The 14,756-nt window shown below is 50.1% G+C and carries 16 protein-coding genes; 5 read left to right on the top strand and 11 right to left on the bottom strand.

Going from position 1 to position 14,756, the window contains the following annotated elements; translation table 11 throughout:
• Positions 1-2: 2 nt before the first annotated feature.
• Positions 3-479, top strand: a complete 477-nt coding sequence (nrdG, locus tag EB241_RS15240) for an anaerobic ribonucleoside-triphosphate reductase-activating protein (RefSeq protein ID WP_124233966.1) — start codon at positions 3-5, stop codon at positions 477-479.
• A gap of 178 nt (positions 480-657) precedes the next feature.
• Here nrdG and EB241_RS15235 read toward each other — a convergent pair whose 3' ends face one another.
• Together EB241_RS15235 and EB241_RS15230 are read right to left on the bottom strand one after the other, a co-directional pair.
• Positions 658-1,659, bottom strand: coding sequence for a hypothetical protein (locus EB241_RS15235; protein WP_124233965.1), 1,002 nt, complete (start codon positions 1,657-1,659; stop codon positions 658-660).
• Positions 1,660-2,102: 443 nt separating this feature from the next.
• The gene (locus EB241_RS15230) at positions 2,103-2,534 is read right to left on the bottom strand and encodes a YhbP family protein (protein WP_124233964.1); all 432 of its coding nucleotides are present in this window, start codon (positions 2,532-2,534) and stop codon (positions 2,103-2,105) included.
• A gap of 118 nt (positions 2,535-2,652) precedes the next feature.
• Between EB241_RS15230 and EB241_RS15225 the strand changes: the two genes are divergently transcribed.
• On the top strand, positions 2,653-2,958 hold the full coding sequence (locus EB241_RS15225; protein ID WP_124233963.1) for a GIY-YIG nuclease family protein: 306 nt from the start codon (positions 2,653-2,655) through the stop codon (positions 2,956-2,958).
• Here the strand turns inward: EB241_RS15225 and EB241_RS15220 are convergent.
• Both EB241_RS15220 and ubiT read right to left on the bottom strand, forming a co-directional pair.
• On the bottom strand, positions 2,945-3,448 hold the full coding sequence (locus EB241_RS15220; RefSeq protein WP_124233962.1) for a GNAT family N-acetyltransferase: 504 nt from the start codon (positions 3,446-3,448) through the stop codon (positions 2,945-2,947). The two genes, EB241_RS15225 and EB241_RS15220, sit on opposite strands and share 14 nt — an antisense overlap.
• Positions 3,442-3,966 carry a ubiquinone anaerobic biosynthesis accessory factor UbiT gene (gene ubiT, locus EB241_RS15215; protein WP_124234006.1) on the bottom strand — a complete coding sequence of 175 codons (525 nt, stop codon included), beginning with the start codon at positions 3,964-3,966 and terminating at the stop codon, positions 3,442-3,444. Before ubiT ends, EB241_RS15220 begins: the two co-directional genes overlap by 7 nt.
• A gap of 207 nt (positions 3,967-4,173) precedes the next feature.
• Between ubiT and ubiU the strand changes: the two genes are divergently transcribed.
• From ubiU to EB241_RS15200, 3 genes are all read left to right on the top strand, one after another.
• Positions 4,174-5,169: a ubiquinone anaerobic biosynthesis protein UbiU gene (gene ubiU, locus EB241_RS15210; RefSeq protein ID WP_124233961.1), complete on the top strand. Its 996-nt coding sequence runs from the start codon at positions 4,174-4,176 to the stop codon at positions 5,167-5,169.
• A gap of 7 nt (positions 5,170-5,176) precedes the next feature.
• Complete coding sequence (locus EB241_RS15205) at positions 5,177-6,055, top strand: U32 family peptidase (protein WP_124233960.1); 879 nt, start codon at positions 5,177-5,179, stop codon at positions 6,053-6,055.
• A 141-nt stretch (positions 6,056-6,196) separates the two neighbouring features.
• Positions 6,197-7,204 carry a luciferase-like monooxygenase gene (locus tag EB241_RS15200; protein WP_124233959.1) on the top strand — a complete coding sequence of 336 codons (1,008 nt, stop codon included), beginning with the start codon at positions 6,197-6,199 and terminating at the stop codon, positions 7,202-7,204.
• 162 nt (positions 7,205-7,366) lie between these two features.
• Here the strand turns inward: EB241_RS15200 and EB241_RS15195 are convergent, their stop codons facing one another.
• The 7 genes from EB241_RS15195 to rbfA all read right to left on the bottom strand — a co-directional run bounded on the left by EB241_RS15195 (position 7,367) and on the right by rbfA (position 14,634).
• Complete coding sequence (locus EB241_RS15195) at positions 7,367-9,271, bottom strand: DEAD/DEAH family ATP-dependent RNA helicase (protein WP_124233958.1); 1,905 nt, start codon at positions 9,269-9,271, stop codon at positions 7,367-7,369.
• A 16-nt stretch (positions 9,272-9,287) separates the two neighbouring features.
• Positions 9,288-9,344, bottom strand: coding sequence for a protein YrbN (gene yrbN, locus EB241_RS22010; RefSeq protein WP_124234005.1), 57 nt, complete (start codon positions 9,342-9,344; stop codon positions 9,288-9,290).
• A gap of 104 nt (positions 9,345-9,448) precedes the next feature.
• Positions 9,449-10,333 (bottom strand): lipoprotein NlpI, encoded by an 885-nt coding sequence (nlpI, locus tag EB241_RS15185; RefSeq protein WP_124233957.1) that lies wholly within the window; start codon positions 10,331-10,333, stop codon positions 9,449-9,451.
• Between the two features lie 139 nt (positions 10,334-10,472).
• Complete coding sequence (gene pnp, locus EB241_RS15180) at positions 10,473-12,602, bottom strand: polyribonucleotide nucleotidyltransferase (protein WP_124233956.1); 2,130 nt, start codon at positions 12,600-12,602, stop codon at positions 10,473-10,475.
• A gap of 302 nt (positions 12,603-12,904) precedes the next feature.
• The gene (gene rpsO, locus EB241_RS15175) at positions 12,905-13,174 is read right to left on the bottom strand and encodes a 30S ribosomal protein S15 (RefSeq protein ID WP_124233955.1); all 270 of its coding nucleotides are present in this window, start codon (positions 13,172-13,174) and stop codon (positions 12,905-12,907) included.
• Positions 13,175-13,282: 108 nt separating this feature from the next.
• Positions 13,283-14,227: a tRNA pseudouridine(55) synthase TruB gene (truB, locus tag EB241_RS15170; RefSeq protein ID WP_124233954.1), complete on the bottom strand. Its 945-nt coding sequence runs from the start codon at positions 14,225-14,227 to the stop codon at positions 13,283-13,285.
• Entirely contained in the window at positions 14,227-14,634 is a 408-nt protein-coding gene (gene rbfA / locus EB241_RS15165) for a 30S ribosome-binding factor RbfA (protein WP_124233953.1), read from the bottom strand. Before rbfA ends, truB begins: the two co-directional genes overlap by 1 nt.
• Between the last annotated feature and the right edge of the window lie 122 nt (positions 14,635-14,756).

Here is a 14,756-nt window from a genome sequence, read left to right as displayed (position 1 = left end):
GGGTGAACATTCACCAGTACTATCCGGTCGATATCGTTAATGGCCCCGGCACACGCTGTACTCTGTTTGTCGCAGGTTGTGAACATCAGTGTGTTGGGTGCTATAACAAAAGCACCTGGCGGCTGTCATCAGGCCACCCCTTCACTGTACAGCAGGAAGAGCAGCTGATTGCCGATCTCAACGACACACGTATCCCCCGTCAGGGCCTGTCGCTATCGGGAGGCGATCCATTGCATCCTGCCAACGTGGCAGACGTGCTGAGACTGGTGAAGCGTGTGCGGCATGACTGTCCGGGAAAGGATATCTGGCTATGGACAGGCTACCGGCTGGAAGAGCTTAGCGCGCCACAACAGTCGGTGGTGGCACAAATTAATGTCCTGGTGGATGGCCGGTTCGTTCAGGCGCTGAAGGATCCCTCGCTGCCCTGGCGAGGAAGTAGCAATCAGACTATTCACTACCTACGCCAGATATCCGGTTAAGCTACCAACCGGATATCCCACATGCCGGCCAACTGAGTCTGAATATCAGAGAACACTCATCAGTGCAGGAGACATTAACCACGCTGGTAAGACGGTGTACAGCAAAGGCGATGACCAAAGCACAGTTAAAACAACATCGCTAACACTTACTGTACACCAGGTTATTTAATTTATCCCATCAGCCAGGCAAAGGAGGGGGAAGCGGGATACCGTTATCATCGCGCTTCGTATTCGCTACAACCTGGCTAATTCTTTCAGCTTCTGCTTTTTCTGCCGCCGCTTTTTTTTCTTTTTCTGCTGCTTCAGCTGCAAACGCATTGGCGACTCTTGCTTCTTCCTTTTTCTCTGCCGCTTCCCGCTCTGGCCTGGTCTCTTCATGTCGCTTCACCGCCTTAACAAGGTCATGCTGCCATGGTTTCAGACCCTTTCCAGAGAAGACAGGTGGAGCGAAAGATCTTTTATTCAGTTTCAATTTCAGCTCTTCAATCACGGCATTTTGACGCTCTTTTGAGACCGATGCGTCTTTTGAGCGAGACGTTGCTTTCGGATCAGCTGAACGTTTTTCCTGCCATGAAGATGTTGTATTTGTTAAAGGCGGCGGTGGCGGCGGAATCGGAATACCTTTTTCGTCCCGTTTCGTGTTTGCAATGATCATGCTGATTTTTTCAGCTTCTGCCTGTTCTGCTAACGCTATCTTTTCCTTTTCTTTTTTTTCGGCGGCAAGTGCCATGTCAATTCTTATTTCTTCTTTTTTTTCTAAAGCTATTCGCTCTGTTTTCGCCTGTGCGTATGTTACTTTAGACTTGATAAGCTCCTGAAACCATGTTGGTTTGAAATGATCTTCAAGAATTAAGTTAATGTCTTCTGAAGAATTTCTTCTTGAAAATAACCTTTCTTTCAGTTCATTAAAATAACCATTAGGATTACAGCCTTTCGCAGAGATTGTTGCATATTTTTTTTGATTTGATAACTTTGAACTGCCAGGCTCATGCGTTTTATTTTTCTTATCCGATATATCCCCCCTGTTTTGTTGCAATGAATTCGGAGACTTCTTTATTAAAGAAGCCGATTCGCTTACATTTATTATATTTTGAACAACATGAGATAACTTTTTCTTTACCTGGTGAGATACTTTATCCTGAAGGATATAGCAGACAGCATTATTATTTATTTTTGGCACAAGAATTACCCTACTTATGAAAATAAAATTCAAATAAATATAAATGTTAATCGTATTTTTTTTGCAGGCATCTGCATTCCTAAAAATTGCCTACCCACCTCCTTAATTACTCCAAACGATAATTTAGACCCTCTGTAAAATGGTCTTATTTCACTACTCCGATCTAAAACAGTCCCGCCCCACATCGTAATAGACTTAATACCGCGTCAAATTTGTAACTACGCATATTTGTTAGAAAAATGATTTTCACTTTTTTCATTCAGCCCCAACAGACCTGGGATTTTTTACATCAGGGGATTAATCAGCTTTGATATCACCAATACGCTATTGCCTGGGTGATAATACAGGTGCAAGTAAATATCAATACGGTAACATTACAGGTTGATGACTATCCTGAGAATTGATCTTAATCACTGGCTAATATTCTCAGGGGAGAAATCATCTTAAGTTTGTCTTTTCCAGGTTATTTTCTTTCCGAATCCCAGCGTATTATCGGTCATTTTGAGTTCATCCAGCTGGATCTGCCATAACGGCGCGGCAGATTTTATCGCCACCGGAAAACGTTTTATATAGGCTCTACGGGCCTGCACCTGCGCCTGTCCTTCCAGAAGCGTGATCCTGCCAGAATACTGTACGCCCTTAATCAGCATAATGCTCTTAGGCTGACCATTGACCGTGCCAGCAACCTGAGGATGACGACTGAACTGTGCACCATGACGGGTGTTTTGTTCAGTCATGATCCAGAAAATCACCGTTTGCGGATCAAAAATGTAATAGCAGTTAGCGCACCAGACAGGCTCTCCACCACAGACAGAAAGCACGTGCTGTTTTTGCAAATAACGAGAAATCGCTTCCAACGGCTGAGGATCAAACATTCGGATCATCCTGTAAAATAATGGTCTGTGCCGGGACTCAGGACATGGCAACATGCACAGTAGCAATAGATACAGCACAGGTAAAAACATCAGGTAATCTTACAGGCGGGCAGCATCAATGAACAATGGCAAGGAGACGCAGTGGCGTCTTTATATTCTTCGCACAGCCAGCGGGCTGCTCTACACTGGCATCACCAACGATGTCGCACGCCGCTTTGCTCAGCATCAGAGCGGAAAAGGTGCCAAAGCGCTGCGTGGAAAAGGTCCGCTTGAGCTGCTGTTTTACTGTGAAGCAGGCGATCGCTCCAGCGCATCGAAGCTTGAATATCAGGTCAAACAGCTTAAGCGACAGGATAAGATTAGGCTGGTTGCTCACCAGCCAGTTTGTCTCAGACTGTGGCTAAACGCACTTAAAAACGGTTAAATGGCGAAGAGTACTCAATATTGCCTTGCGCACCAGCAAATGCATTATCAGACAGCCTGTAGACCTGTAATGGTTTCCCGGTCCCTGACCTGCTACAGCAAAGCTGGTAATCTGCCGCCAGAACAAATCCGTACCGACAGTAGAATGCCGCATCCCCCACAACCACCACCGCTGCGTATCCAAACTCATTCAGCGTATCCAGACCCTCGTAAATCAGTTGCTTACCCAGTTCCTGCCCCCGTACACGCTGATCTACCGCCAGAGGTGCCAGCGCTATCCATTGGTTATCTTCACCGTTCAGGGTCACCGGGCTGAATGCTGCATAGCCCAGGACCTGGCCTTCGTCATCGGTAGCAACAACGCCCAGCGTCAGCAACCCATCCTCACGCAGCTGCTGGACCAGTTCAGCTTCTGCCGTGGTTGAAAAGCAGCGACGTAACAAGCTGTCGATACTGGCAGCATCAACACCGATTTCCGTCCGAATTAACATGAAGCACCTGCGCGATCCACCTGGGAAGTCGCGTCCTCAGTTAGTCCTGCCTCAATGAGGTCAGCAAATTGCATAAGTCCGGTACGCATCAGCACCGGAATAAATTCAACATCAATAGCATCCATCAGATTTTTCACTTCGAGGCCGAGTTCAGTATCGCCTTCAATGACCAGACGGCGCTGAAAAAACAAGGTATCAGGATCGAGCCTGCGGGCAGCTACCAGCAAGAAATCATTAGCATCACCCCGAAACCACACATCTGCTTCTTTCCTCGCTTCAACCCGCAACCTTCCCTGTTCGACAGTCGTTGCCCAGCATAATCCAAGGTCACGAATTTCTATGCCTAACCACCGTCCCTCAAGGAAGTGTAATTCACCTTCAGCCAGAACATGATGAAAATGCCAGCTCAAAAGTTGTTGCAGGCCATATCGCTTTACGGCAAAAGGGGTACAGCTGAGAGGAAAGCGCAAAAAAAACGGGCCTTTACGGACTAGCTGAGCACGTAACTGGTTCAACACTGTTTTCACTCCTTCTGAAAAATTTTCAGCTATTTTGCCATAACGATCTGGCGCATCAGCGGGCTGGATCAACAAAGTGTCTAAACCCCGACATTTTCATAGCAAATTCTTTTCCATCAATATGTTAATAACTGCCTTAAATCAAAACTTGTCATCGTCATCCTGACTACACTGAATAGCACTTTTGTCTATGCGGATTATCGTTCTATGGAACTGCTCTGCCCTGCTGGCAGCCTGCCAGCGCTGAAAGTGGCGATTGAAAATGGTGCGGACGCCGTATACATCGGTCTGAAAGATGACACCAATGCCCGCCACTTTGCCGGACTGAATTTTACCCAGAAGCGTCTGGAAGAAGCCGCCCAGTATGTTCATCAGCATAGACGCAAACTGCATGTTGCGATCAATACTTTTGCTCATCCTGATGGTTACTCGCGCTGGGAAAGGGCGGTCGATATGGCTGCTGCTGCCAACGTGGACGCACTGATCCTTGCCGACATCGCTATGTTGGAATATGCCGCACATCACTATCCACATATTGAGCGGCATGTTTCGGTACAGGCGTCTGCAACCAATGCCGAAGCAGCAAAATTTTATCAGCGCAACTTTGATGTCTCACGGATTGTGCTACCGCGCGTGTTATCAATTCATCAGGTACGTCAGCTTTCGCGCGCAACTACCGTACCACTTGAAGTTTTCGCCTTCGGTAGCCTGTGTATCATGGCTGAAGGACGTTGCTATCTCTCTTCCTATCTGACAGGCCAGTCCCCTAACACCGTGGGAGCCTGTTCCCCCGCACGCTTTGTACGGTGGCAGCAAACCGCAAATGGCCTTGAATCCAGACTGAATGAGGTGCTGATCGACAGGTATGAGCATGCTGAAAACGCCGGTTACCCCACGCTTTGCAAAGGCCGCTATAAAGTGGATGAACAGCGCTATCACGCGCTTGAGGAACCGACCAGTCTGAATACGCTGGCACTCCTGCCGGAACTGATGGCGGCGAATATTGCATCGGTAAAAATTGAGGGCCGCCAACGCAGCCCGGCCTATGTCGGTCAGGTCGCCCGTATCTGGCGACAGGCAATTGACTGCTGCAAAGCCAGTCCTACCGAATTCCTGGCTCAGCAACACTGGATGAATACGCTGAGTGCGTTAAGTGAAGGAACGCAAACCACGTTGGGTGCATACCATCGCAAATGGCAGTAAGACATTGATGAAATATTCCATAGGCCCGGTACTGTGGTACTGGCAGAAAGAAACATTGCAGAGGTTTTACCAGCTTGCAGCAGAGAGTAGCGCTGAGATTATCTATCTTGGAGAAACCGTTTGCAGTAAGCGGCGCGCCACAAAATTTGCAGACTGGATGGCCATGGCAAAAGACCTCAGTGCAGCGGGTAAACAGGTGGTACTGAGTACGCTGGCACTGGTGCAATCACCCTCTGAACTGAGCGAACTTAAGCATTTTGTCGATAACGGTGAATTTCTGATCGAAGCCAATGATATGGGCACGGTTAATATGGCCTCTGAGGCTGGCTTGCCCTTTGTCGCCGGTCATGCGCTTAACTGCTACAACGCTGTGGCGCTGAAAATACTGTTAAGGATGGGCATGATGCGCTGGTGTATGCCAGTGGAGCTATCGCGAGACTGGCTGGCGGATCTGTTGGATCAATGCGAAGCGTTAAACATTCGTGGAATGTTTGAGGTCGAGGTGTTCAGCTACGGCTATTTACCGCTTGCCCTCTCGGCCCGCTGCTTCACGGCAAGAGCGGAAAATCGCAGCAAGGATGAGTGTCAAGGCTGTTGCATCAATTATCCTAACGGCAGAAATCTTCGCACACAGGAAGATCAACAGGTATTTGTATTGAACGGCATTCAGACCATGAGTGGCTATTGCTACAATCTGGGGAATGATCTGATTTCCATGCAGGGGATGGTCGATATTGTGCGTTTCTCGCCGCAGGACGGTGAAACCCTGGCTCTGATTGATGCATTCCGTAAGAATGAAATGGGGCAATCTCCCCTTACGCTGGTTGCTCAACAGCAGTGCAACGGCTACTGGCGCCATATTGCCGGAATGGAGCTGATTAGCTAAACCACAGTGAGCCAGCAGGTTGCCTGGCATCAGGCAAAATTAAATTCAAAAATTGCTGTGAATCGTCAATACCGGTCGCCCGCTATCACTTAGGCTTTGAAGCTACTCTGGCGCAAATGCCCTTCGGATAAGTGAGCAATTATGTCTGATACTTTACACGTCCCTTTGTCGGTGCTCGACCTGGCCCCTGTTCCGCAGGGTGCCAAAGCACGTGATGCATTTCACACGTCACTGGCGCTGGCACAGCAATCCGAAACACTCGGTTTTAACCGTTACTGGCTGGCTGAGCATCATAATATGACCGGCATTGCCAGTGCCGCCACAGCCGTGCTGATAGGCTATCTGGCAGCAAACACCACCACGTTGCGTCTCGGATCTGGTGGCGTGATGTTACCTAACCACTCTCCGCTGGTGATCGCAGAGCAGTTTGGGACGCTGGATTCTCTCTACCCGGGGCGGGTCGATCTGGGTATTGGCCGTGCCCCCGGCTCCGATCAACCAACCATGATGGCATTACGCCGCCATAGGGTGCCACAGAGTGATAACTTTCCCGCTGATATCCGGCAGATAACCGACTGGTTCGATGCTGAACAAAGCTCCGTTCATGTGGTGAAACCCGTACCCGGACTGGGGCTGAAAATACCCGTCTGGTTACTTGGCTCAAGCCTTTACAGTGCGAGGCTGGCCGCGCAACTGGGACTACCGTTTGTCTTTGCGTCGCATTTCGCACCGGATTTACTCTTCGACGCTTTGCACCTTTACCGGCAAGATTTCATTCCTTCGGCGCGACTGCAGAGCCCCTATGCCATGATATGTATCAACGTGGTGGCCGCCGACGATGAGCGTGAAGCGGAATACCTGTTCACCTCAATGCAACAGCAGTTTATTAATCTTCGGCGGGGAATGCCGGGTCCCCTTCCGTCCCCGGTGGAAAATATGGACAGCCTGTGGTCTTCTTCCGAGCGGTATGGCGTACAACAGGCGCTGAGTATGTCTCTGGTTGGCAGCAAGGATAAGATCCGTCATGGGCTGGACGCTTTGATTCGCAAAACAGGGGCAGATGAAATTATGGTCAATGGACAGATTTTTGATCGACAGGCCCGTCTTCACTCTTTTGCGCTGACAATGGCAGCACACCGGTCATTGTAATCAGAGGCCACGTTTCCGTATGGCCAGTTACTTTGTTGCCCACGATTAAATCGGGTGTACCTTTATATTAAAAAACCCCGTCATGCGTTCGCAGGACGGGGTTGTTAATATGATGTAAACGCTCGTTAACTTACTGGCGGACGTTTACCAGCAGCACGGCTATTAAATGTCACGGCGGCGGGGTGTTGCACTACCCTCATCACGACGACGACCACCGCCATCACGGCTGAAGCCAGCGCCACGACGTTCGCCACCGCGATCGCTACTGAAACGACGACCACCCTCACCACGACCTTCAGAACGGCCACCTTCACGACCGCCACCGAAACCACCGCGACCCGCGCCAGCACCGCCACGGCGTTCACCACCACGATCGTTACTGCGAGGTTGCGCATCGCCAATCAGCTGCATATTCATAGGTTTGTTCAGAATACGCGTGCGGGTGAAGTGTTGCAGAATGTCGCCCGGCATACCTTTTGGCAGCTCGATGGTGGAGTGTGTACCGAACAGCTTGATGTTGCCGATATAACGGCTGCTGATATCACCTTCGTTGGCAATGGCACCGACAATATGGCGAACCTCAACACCATCATCACGGCCCACCTCAATACGGTAAACTTCCATGTCACCCACATCACGACGCTCACGGCGTGGACGATCGCCATCACGGCTTTCACGAGAACCACGCTCAGGACGATCGCCACGACGATCATCACGCTCTTTGAATTCACGACGTGGGCGCGGAGCAGGATCAGCCGGAACGATCAGAGGACGTTCACCCTGAGCCATTTTCAGCAGTGCAGCAGCCAGTGTTTCAATATCCAGCTCTTCTTCAGGCTGCATTTTGCTTAACAGAGCACGGTATTGCTCCAGATCGCTGCTTTCCAGCTGCTGCTGAACTTTAGCCGCAAACTTAGCGAGACGGCGTTGCCCCAACAGTTCTGCATTTGGCAGTTCAACTTCCGGGATAGTCAACTTCATGGTGCGTTCAATGTTACGCAGCAAACGGCGTTCGCGGTTCTCGACGAACAGTAACGCGCGACCCGCACGACCTGCACGACCGGTACGGCCAATACGGTGGACATAAGACTCTGCATCCATGGGGATATCAAAGTTGACCACCAGGCTGATGCGCTCCACATCCAGACCACGGGCAGCAACGTCGGTCGCGATCAGAATATCCAGACGGCCATCTTTCAGACGCTCCAGCGTTTGCTCACGCAGCGCCTGGTTCATATCGCCGTTAAGTGCCGCACTGTTGTAACCGCTGCGCTCCAGCGCCTCAGCCACTTCCAGAGTCGCATTCTTGGTACGCACAAAAATAATTGCCGCATCAAAATCTTCCGCTTCAAGGAAACGGACCAGTGCGTCAGTCTTGCGACCATAGGCAGTCCAGTAGCTCTGGCTGATATCAGGGCGCGTCGTCAGGCTTGACTGGATACGCACTTCCTGAGGATCTTTCATAAAGCGTTTGGTAATACGACGAATCGCTTCAGGCATTGTGGCAGAGAACAGCGCGGTCTGATGACCTTCCGGGATCTGCGCCATAATGGTTTCAACATCTTCAATGAAACCCATACGCAGCATTTCATCGGCTTCATCCAGCACCAGGCCACGCAGGTTAGAAAGATCTAACGTACCGCGCTTAAGGTGATCAAGCAGGCGACCGGGCGTACCCACAACAACCTGTGGCCCCTGACGCAGTGCGCGTAGCTGTACGTCGTAACGCTGGCCACCGTAAAGGGCAACCACATTAAGACCACGCATGTGTTTGGAAAATTCGGTTACCGCTTCAGCAACCTGTACCGCCAACTCACGTGTTGGTGCCAGTACCAGGATCTGTGGAGCTTTAACATCTGGATCAATATTGTTTAAAAGGGGCAGAGAGAAAGCGGCTGTTTTGCCACTGCCAGTCTGTGCCATACCCAATACATCACGGCCGGCCAGAAGGTGAGGAATGCACTCAGCCTGGATAGGGGATGGCTTAACATAACCCATACCGTTCAATGATTCGAGGATGTCGGCATTCAGGCCAAGGTCAGCAAAAGTAGTTTGAATATCAGTCATGTAGTACGTGTGCCTCTTAGATTTCGGCGGCCAGTCTACATAACTCGTCGTGAAAATTTTCAGTCATTTTCATCAAAAAGTGTGAACCGGCTCATATTAGTGGTTTCGACGAACAAAAAGGCCTTCATCCGTTAAGATGATGACTTTTCGGAAATTCAGGCAATATAAGTTCGTCAGCTATTGCTGGTCAGATTCTGATAAATCGTCTTGTGTCTGGCCGAGTAGCGCCAGCTCCAACAATGCATACCGGTGCTCAACAAAGTTATGAACATTGTTGGCTACCGTCAGCTTGAACAACGCTTCTGCGTTATCCTTCTCCCCCAGACTCAGGTAGTGTTTACCTAAATAGAAGTTGGTTTCACTGAGATGTTCAGCGAGCGAGGTGTTATCCGTTGCGTCCGCCTTGAGACGTTCCATCAGCTTGTTTTCGCTGATGTTGCCCAAGTAGAACTCGACAATATTCCATCCCCATTGATCTCTTACCGCTTTGTTGTAACGCTGTTGTAGCGCAACGACAGCCTTGCTTGCATTCATCTCTCGTTCATCGAGATAAAGCCACAGACTACGGAAAGGATCGTTAGGATCGTCTTGATAAAACGCCAGCAGATCATCTTGCGCTAATTTGAACCTACCGCCGTAGTACAAAGCGATACCCCGATTCAAATGCGCGTAATTGTAAGTTGGATCAAGCTCAAGTACAGAATCAAACGCTTCATAGGCAGCATCAAAATTGCCTGCCTGCGTTAAATATATGCCTAAATAATTGAAAACTTCAGGCATATCAGGCCTGATGGATAACGCTTGTGAGAAATCATTTCGCGCCAGTGCCCTCAGACCCAAACTATCATACAACACTCCGCGCTCATATAATAGCTGTGCGCGTTCATCATCGGTAAGAGCACGACTGGCAAAAATTTGTTCCATGCGCGCCAGAATAACTTCCTGTTGCAGGGTTGGCTGTAGCGGAACAGCCAAAACCTCGTTCTTACGCCAATTCGAGTTGCTGCATCCTGCCAGCATGATAGCTGTCGCAACGAAACACCAGCGCAAAAAAGGCTTCATTTCCCACTCCCGAATACAAACAATGGGATGCATTCCATTCATCCGCCTGCCGTGCACAAGGTGTCGTCCTGCCCTCGCGATGAAGATAAAGCAGTTCTCCATGCCATGGTTGACCATGAAGAACTGAAGTGTGACAACCTTACTCTGCGTCCAGCTGCGACACTGCTTCCGCTTCTGGCTCAGTTGGCGCTGTTGCCTCTTTAATGCTCAGGCGCACCCGCCCCTGACGATCAACTTCCAACACTTTGACCGGTACTTCCTGGCCCATTTGCAGATAATCAGTCACTTTTTCCACACGCTTGTCGGCGATTTGCGAAATATGAACCAGACCTTCCTTGCCACCACCGATTGCCACAAAAGCACCGAAGTCAACGATACGAGTCACCTTGCCGTTGTAAATACGGCCGACTTCAATTTCAGCCGTGATCTCTTCGATACGGCGAATAGCAAATTTCGCCTTGTCTCCGTCAGTTGCAGCAATTTTCACCGTGCCATCATCTTCGATTTCGATGGTAGTACCCGTTTCCTCAGTCAGTGCACGAATAACCGAGCCACCTTTACCGATCACATCTTTGATTTTGTCCGGGCTGATCTTGATAGTGTGGATACGAGGAGCAAACTCAGAAATATCGCCACGTGGCGTGCTGATAGCCTGCTCCATCACGCCAAGAATGTGCAGACGCGCACCTTTAGCCTGATTGAGAGCTACCTGCATAATTTCGCGGGTGATCCCCTCGATTTTAATATCCATTTGCAGCGCCGAGATACCTTCACGGCTACCGGCTACTTTGAAGTCCATGTCGCCCAGATGATCTTCATCACCTAAGATGTCGGACAGCACCACAAAGTTGTCACCCTCTTTTACCAGGCCCATCGCGATACCGGCAACGGCTGCTTTGATTGGCACGCCGGCGTCCATCAGCGCCAAAGAGGCACCGCAAACAGAAGCCATGGAAGATGAACCATTTGACTCGGTGATTTCAGATACCACACGAACGGTATAAGGGAAAGCATCGCCTTTTGGCATTACCGCCAGGACGCCGCGCTTCGCAAGACGGCCATGACCAATCTCACGACGTTTAGGTGAGCCAACCATGCCGGTTTCACCAACGGAGTATGGCGGGAAATTGTAGTGGAACAGGAAGCTGTCGGTACGTTCACCCATCAGCTCATCCAGATTTTGCGCGTCGCGTGCAGTACCCAGCGTAGCCGTCACCAGTGCCTGAGTTTCACCACGTGTGAACAATGCTGAACCGTGAGTACGTGGCAATACGCCGGTACGCACATCCAGACCACGGATCATATCCTTTTCACGACCATCAATACGCGGCTCACCACGAAGAATACGGCTACGCACAACGCTCTTTTCCAAACCGTGCAGAATATCACCGATTTCAGCTTCGTCCAGAGATGCGTCTTCACCGAGCAGCGCTGCCGTCACTTCTGACTTAATCACATCGACCTGAGCATAACGCTGCTGTTTTTCAGTAATACGATAAGCGTCGCTCAGGCGAGATTCAGCCAGAGCAGAGATGCGCGAATGCAGTGATTCGTTAACCGCTTCTGGCTGCCAGTCCCAACGTGGCTTACCGGCTTCAGCAACCAGTGCTTTGATGTTTTCAATCACTACCTGCTGCTGATCGTGGCCAAAGACTACGGCACCGAGCATCTGGTCTTCACTGAGCAGTTCGGCTTCAGATTCCACCATAAGTACGGCACCCTGGGTACCCGCAACCACCAGATCCAGTTTACTTTCGGGCAGCTCATCAGAGGTCGGGTTCAACACGTACTGATCGTTGATATAGCCTACACGGGCAGCACCTATCGGTCCATTAAACGGAATGCCAGACAGGCTCAACGCCGCAGAAGCACCAATCATTGCCACAATATCAGGATTAACCTGAGGATTTACCGAAACCACGGTGGCAATAACCTGAACTTCGTTCACGAAGCCTTCAGGGAAAAGAGGACGTACGGGACGGTCAATCAGACGCGCAATAAGGGTTTCGCCTTCACTTGGCCGACCTTCACGGCGGAAGAAGCTTCCGGGTATACGACCCGCGGCATAGGTACGTTCCTGATAATTTACGGTCAGAGGAAAAAAGTCCTGTCCTGGCTTGGCTTTTTTCTGACCAACAACAGTAACAAACACGGCGGTATCATCCATGCTTACCATTACGGCTGCTGTTGCCTGGCGAGCCATCATACCGGTCTCAAGGGTGACGGTATGCTGACCATACTGGAATTTTTTAACGATCGGGTTCAGCAAAATTTTGTCCTTAACGTCATGGCAAGGCACTGACCCTGCCGTGGATTTCAAATCCTCATTTGCATCCTCGCGACTAATGACAACCTTCAATCCCACCCAGGACAAAGCCTCTCATTAGCCGCGCGAATCTCTGCAACTGAAGATCACACTGAGCAACAATACAATAGTTTGGCCTGAATTGCTGCCGTCTGCCTGAAAAAAGGGGCCATAAAGGCCCCTTTTAAGCGAAACTCGCACGAATCCGTCTTTTTGCCCATTTTTATTTCAGAAAACACTAAAAGGCTGGACGGACTCGTTAAGACTTAGCGACGCAGACCCAGACGCTCGATCAGACTGGTGTAACGCGCAACATCTTTACGCTTAAGGTAATCCAGCAGCTTACGACGCTGGGAAACCATACGCAGCAGACCGCGACGGCTGTGGTGATCTTTTTTATGCTCAGAGAAGTGACCTTGCAGATGGTTAATCTGAGCGGTCAGCAGGGCAACCTGAACTTCGGTAGAACCACTGTCGTTTGCGTCACGGCCATATTCAGTGACGATCTGCGCTTTAGTTTCAACACTTAGAGACATGATACAACTCCAAATTAAAAGATAAATGTACAGGTGCCGATCTCTAATTCAGCAACCCAATGGTAAAGCCGCGCTATTCTACTCTCAGCGCCACGCTTACGCAAATGACTAGTCGGAATATTCCACAACAAGGCGACGCGGCGCGACCCGGCCATCTTCAGCAATCTCTGCCATCCCGATAAACGTCCGCTCAGCGCCTTCGGTGACACGCACCAGGCCTTCAGCCGGCACATTCGCAGCCTGCACCGGCTGGCCCTGCTTAAAGTAAGCCGCTACCACGCTGAGCAGGTTTACTTCCGGGTAAGCCGCAGCCGGACTGTCCATCGGCATCAACAGCGGGTCGAGTAAATCCGCTGGCGAGCGCTGACTACGCAGCGCTTCTTCGTTCAGCGCGGCAAGCTGTTCAAGAGTCACCATGCTGGCAATGGGATAGGTAGCAACCTGCAGACGTCGAAGATAAATCACATGTGCACCACAGCCCAGCATCTCGCCCAGATCATCAGTAATGGTGCGGATGTAAGTTCCTTTTGAGCAGTGGATTTCAAGCTCCAATTCGTGACCTTCCCAACGGATAAACTTCAACTCATAAACCACAATACTACGGGCTTCACGTGGGACAACAATCCCCTCACGCGCATACTCGTATAGCTTACGGCCCTGGTACTTAAGTGCTGAGTACATTGACGGCACCTGTTGAGTTTCACCACGGAAACCGTCAAGCGCATCGTCGAGCTGTTGTTGAGTAAAATTAAGAGGCCGCTCACAGATAATCTGACCATCAGCATCTGAAGTATCAGTACGTTGTCCCAGCCGGGCAATCACCCGGTAACGTTTATCGGAGTCGAGCAGATAGCGGGAAAACTTTGTGGCTTCGCCAAGACAAACCGGCAACATACCGGTCGCAAGAGGATCCAGCGCACCGGTATGACCTGCACGATTAGCATTGAACAGACGTTTGACCTTCTGCAATGCATCGTTGGAAGAGAGCCCCTGGGGTTTATCCAGCAACAGCACCCCATGAACATCGCGGCCACGACGACGAGGACGACTCATTACGCTTCCTTATCTTCGTCTTCTTCCGTAGAACCCCGGCGTTCAGCGTCGTTTCTCACCACATTAGTGACAAGGTTAGACATGCGCATTCCTTCAACCAGAGAATTATCATAGAAAAAAGTCAGCTCTGGCACTATACGCAGACGCATTGCTTTCCCCAGCAAGGTGCGAATATAGCCAGACGCATCACCCAGCGCCCTCAGCCCCGCTTTAATCGCATCTTCATCTTTGTCATTGAGGAAGGTGACAAACACTTTGGCATAGGCAAGATCGCGGGAAACGTCCACACCGGAAACAGTAACCATCATGCCCAGGCGCGGATCTTTGATTTCACGTTGTAAAATAATCGCGATCTCTTTTTGCAGTTCCTGAGAAACACGCTGTGGGCGACCAAATTCTTTCGCCATAATTATTCTCTCCAAATTAAGGCTGTATCCCACTGTTGTTCGTGAGACCGTCGTAGTACCAATAGTTCGTTAGCAAGGCGGAAGGTGCAAAGCATAGCCGTCTATGTTCAAACCTGAAAACG

It is taken from the genome of Erwinia psidii, assembly GCF_003846135.1.
GTDB lineage: Bacteria > Pseudomonadota > Gammaproteobacteria > Enterobacterales > Enterobacteriaceae > Erwinia > Erwinia psidii.
This window is presented reverse-complemented; position numbering and strand designations above follow the sequence as displayed.

Coding starts and splice junctions, on each gene's coding strand:
- EB241_RS15230 (WP_124233964.1), bottom strand. CDS start 2,534: ATGTTTGATCCTCAGCCGTTGGAAGCGATTTCTCGTTATTTGCAAAAA.
- EB241_RS15225 (WP_124233963.1), top strand. CDS start 2,653: ATGAACAATGGCAAGGAGACGCAGTGGCGTCTTTATATTCTTCGCACA.
- EB241_RS15220 (WP_124233962.1), bottom strand. CDS start 3,448: ATGTTAATTCGGACGGAAATCGGTGTTGATGCTGCCAGTATCGACAGC.
- ubiU (WP_124233961.1), top strand. CDS start 4,174: ATGGAACTGCTCTGCCCTGCTGGCAGCCTGCCAGCGCTGAAAGTGGCG.
- EB241_RS15205 (WP_124233960.1), top strand. CDS start 5,177: ATGAAATATTCCATAGGCCCGGTACTGTGGTACTGGCAGAAAGAAACA.
- EB241_RS15200 (WP_124233959.1), top strand. CDS start 6,197: ATGTCTGATACTTTACACGTCCCTTTGTCGGTGCTCGACCTGGCCCCT.
- EB241_RS15195 (WP_124233958.1), bottom strand. CDS start 9,271: ATGACTGATATTCAAACTACTTTTGCTGACCTTGGCCTGAATGCCGAC.
- nlpI (WP_124233957.1), bottom strand. CDS start 10,333: ATGAAGCCTTTTTTGCGCTGGTGTTTCGTTGCGACAGCTATCATGCTG.
- rpsO (WP_124233955.1), bottom strand. CDS start 13,174: ATGTCTCTAAGTGTTGAAACTAAAGCGCAGATCGTCACTGAATATGGC.
- truB (WP_124233954.1), bottom strand. CDS start 14,227: ATGAGTCGTCCTCGTCGTCGTGGCCGCGATGTTCATGGGGTGCTGTTG.
- rbfA (WP_124233953.1), bottom strand. CDS start 14,634: ATGGCGAAAGAATTTGGTCGCCCACAGCGTGTTTCTCAGGAACTGCAA.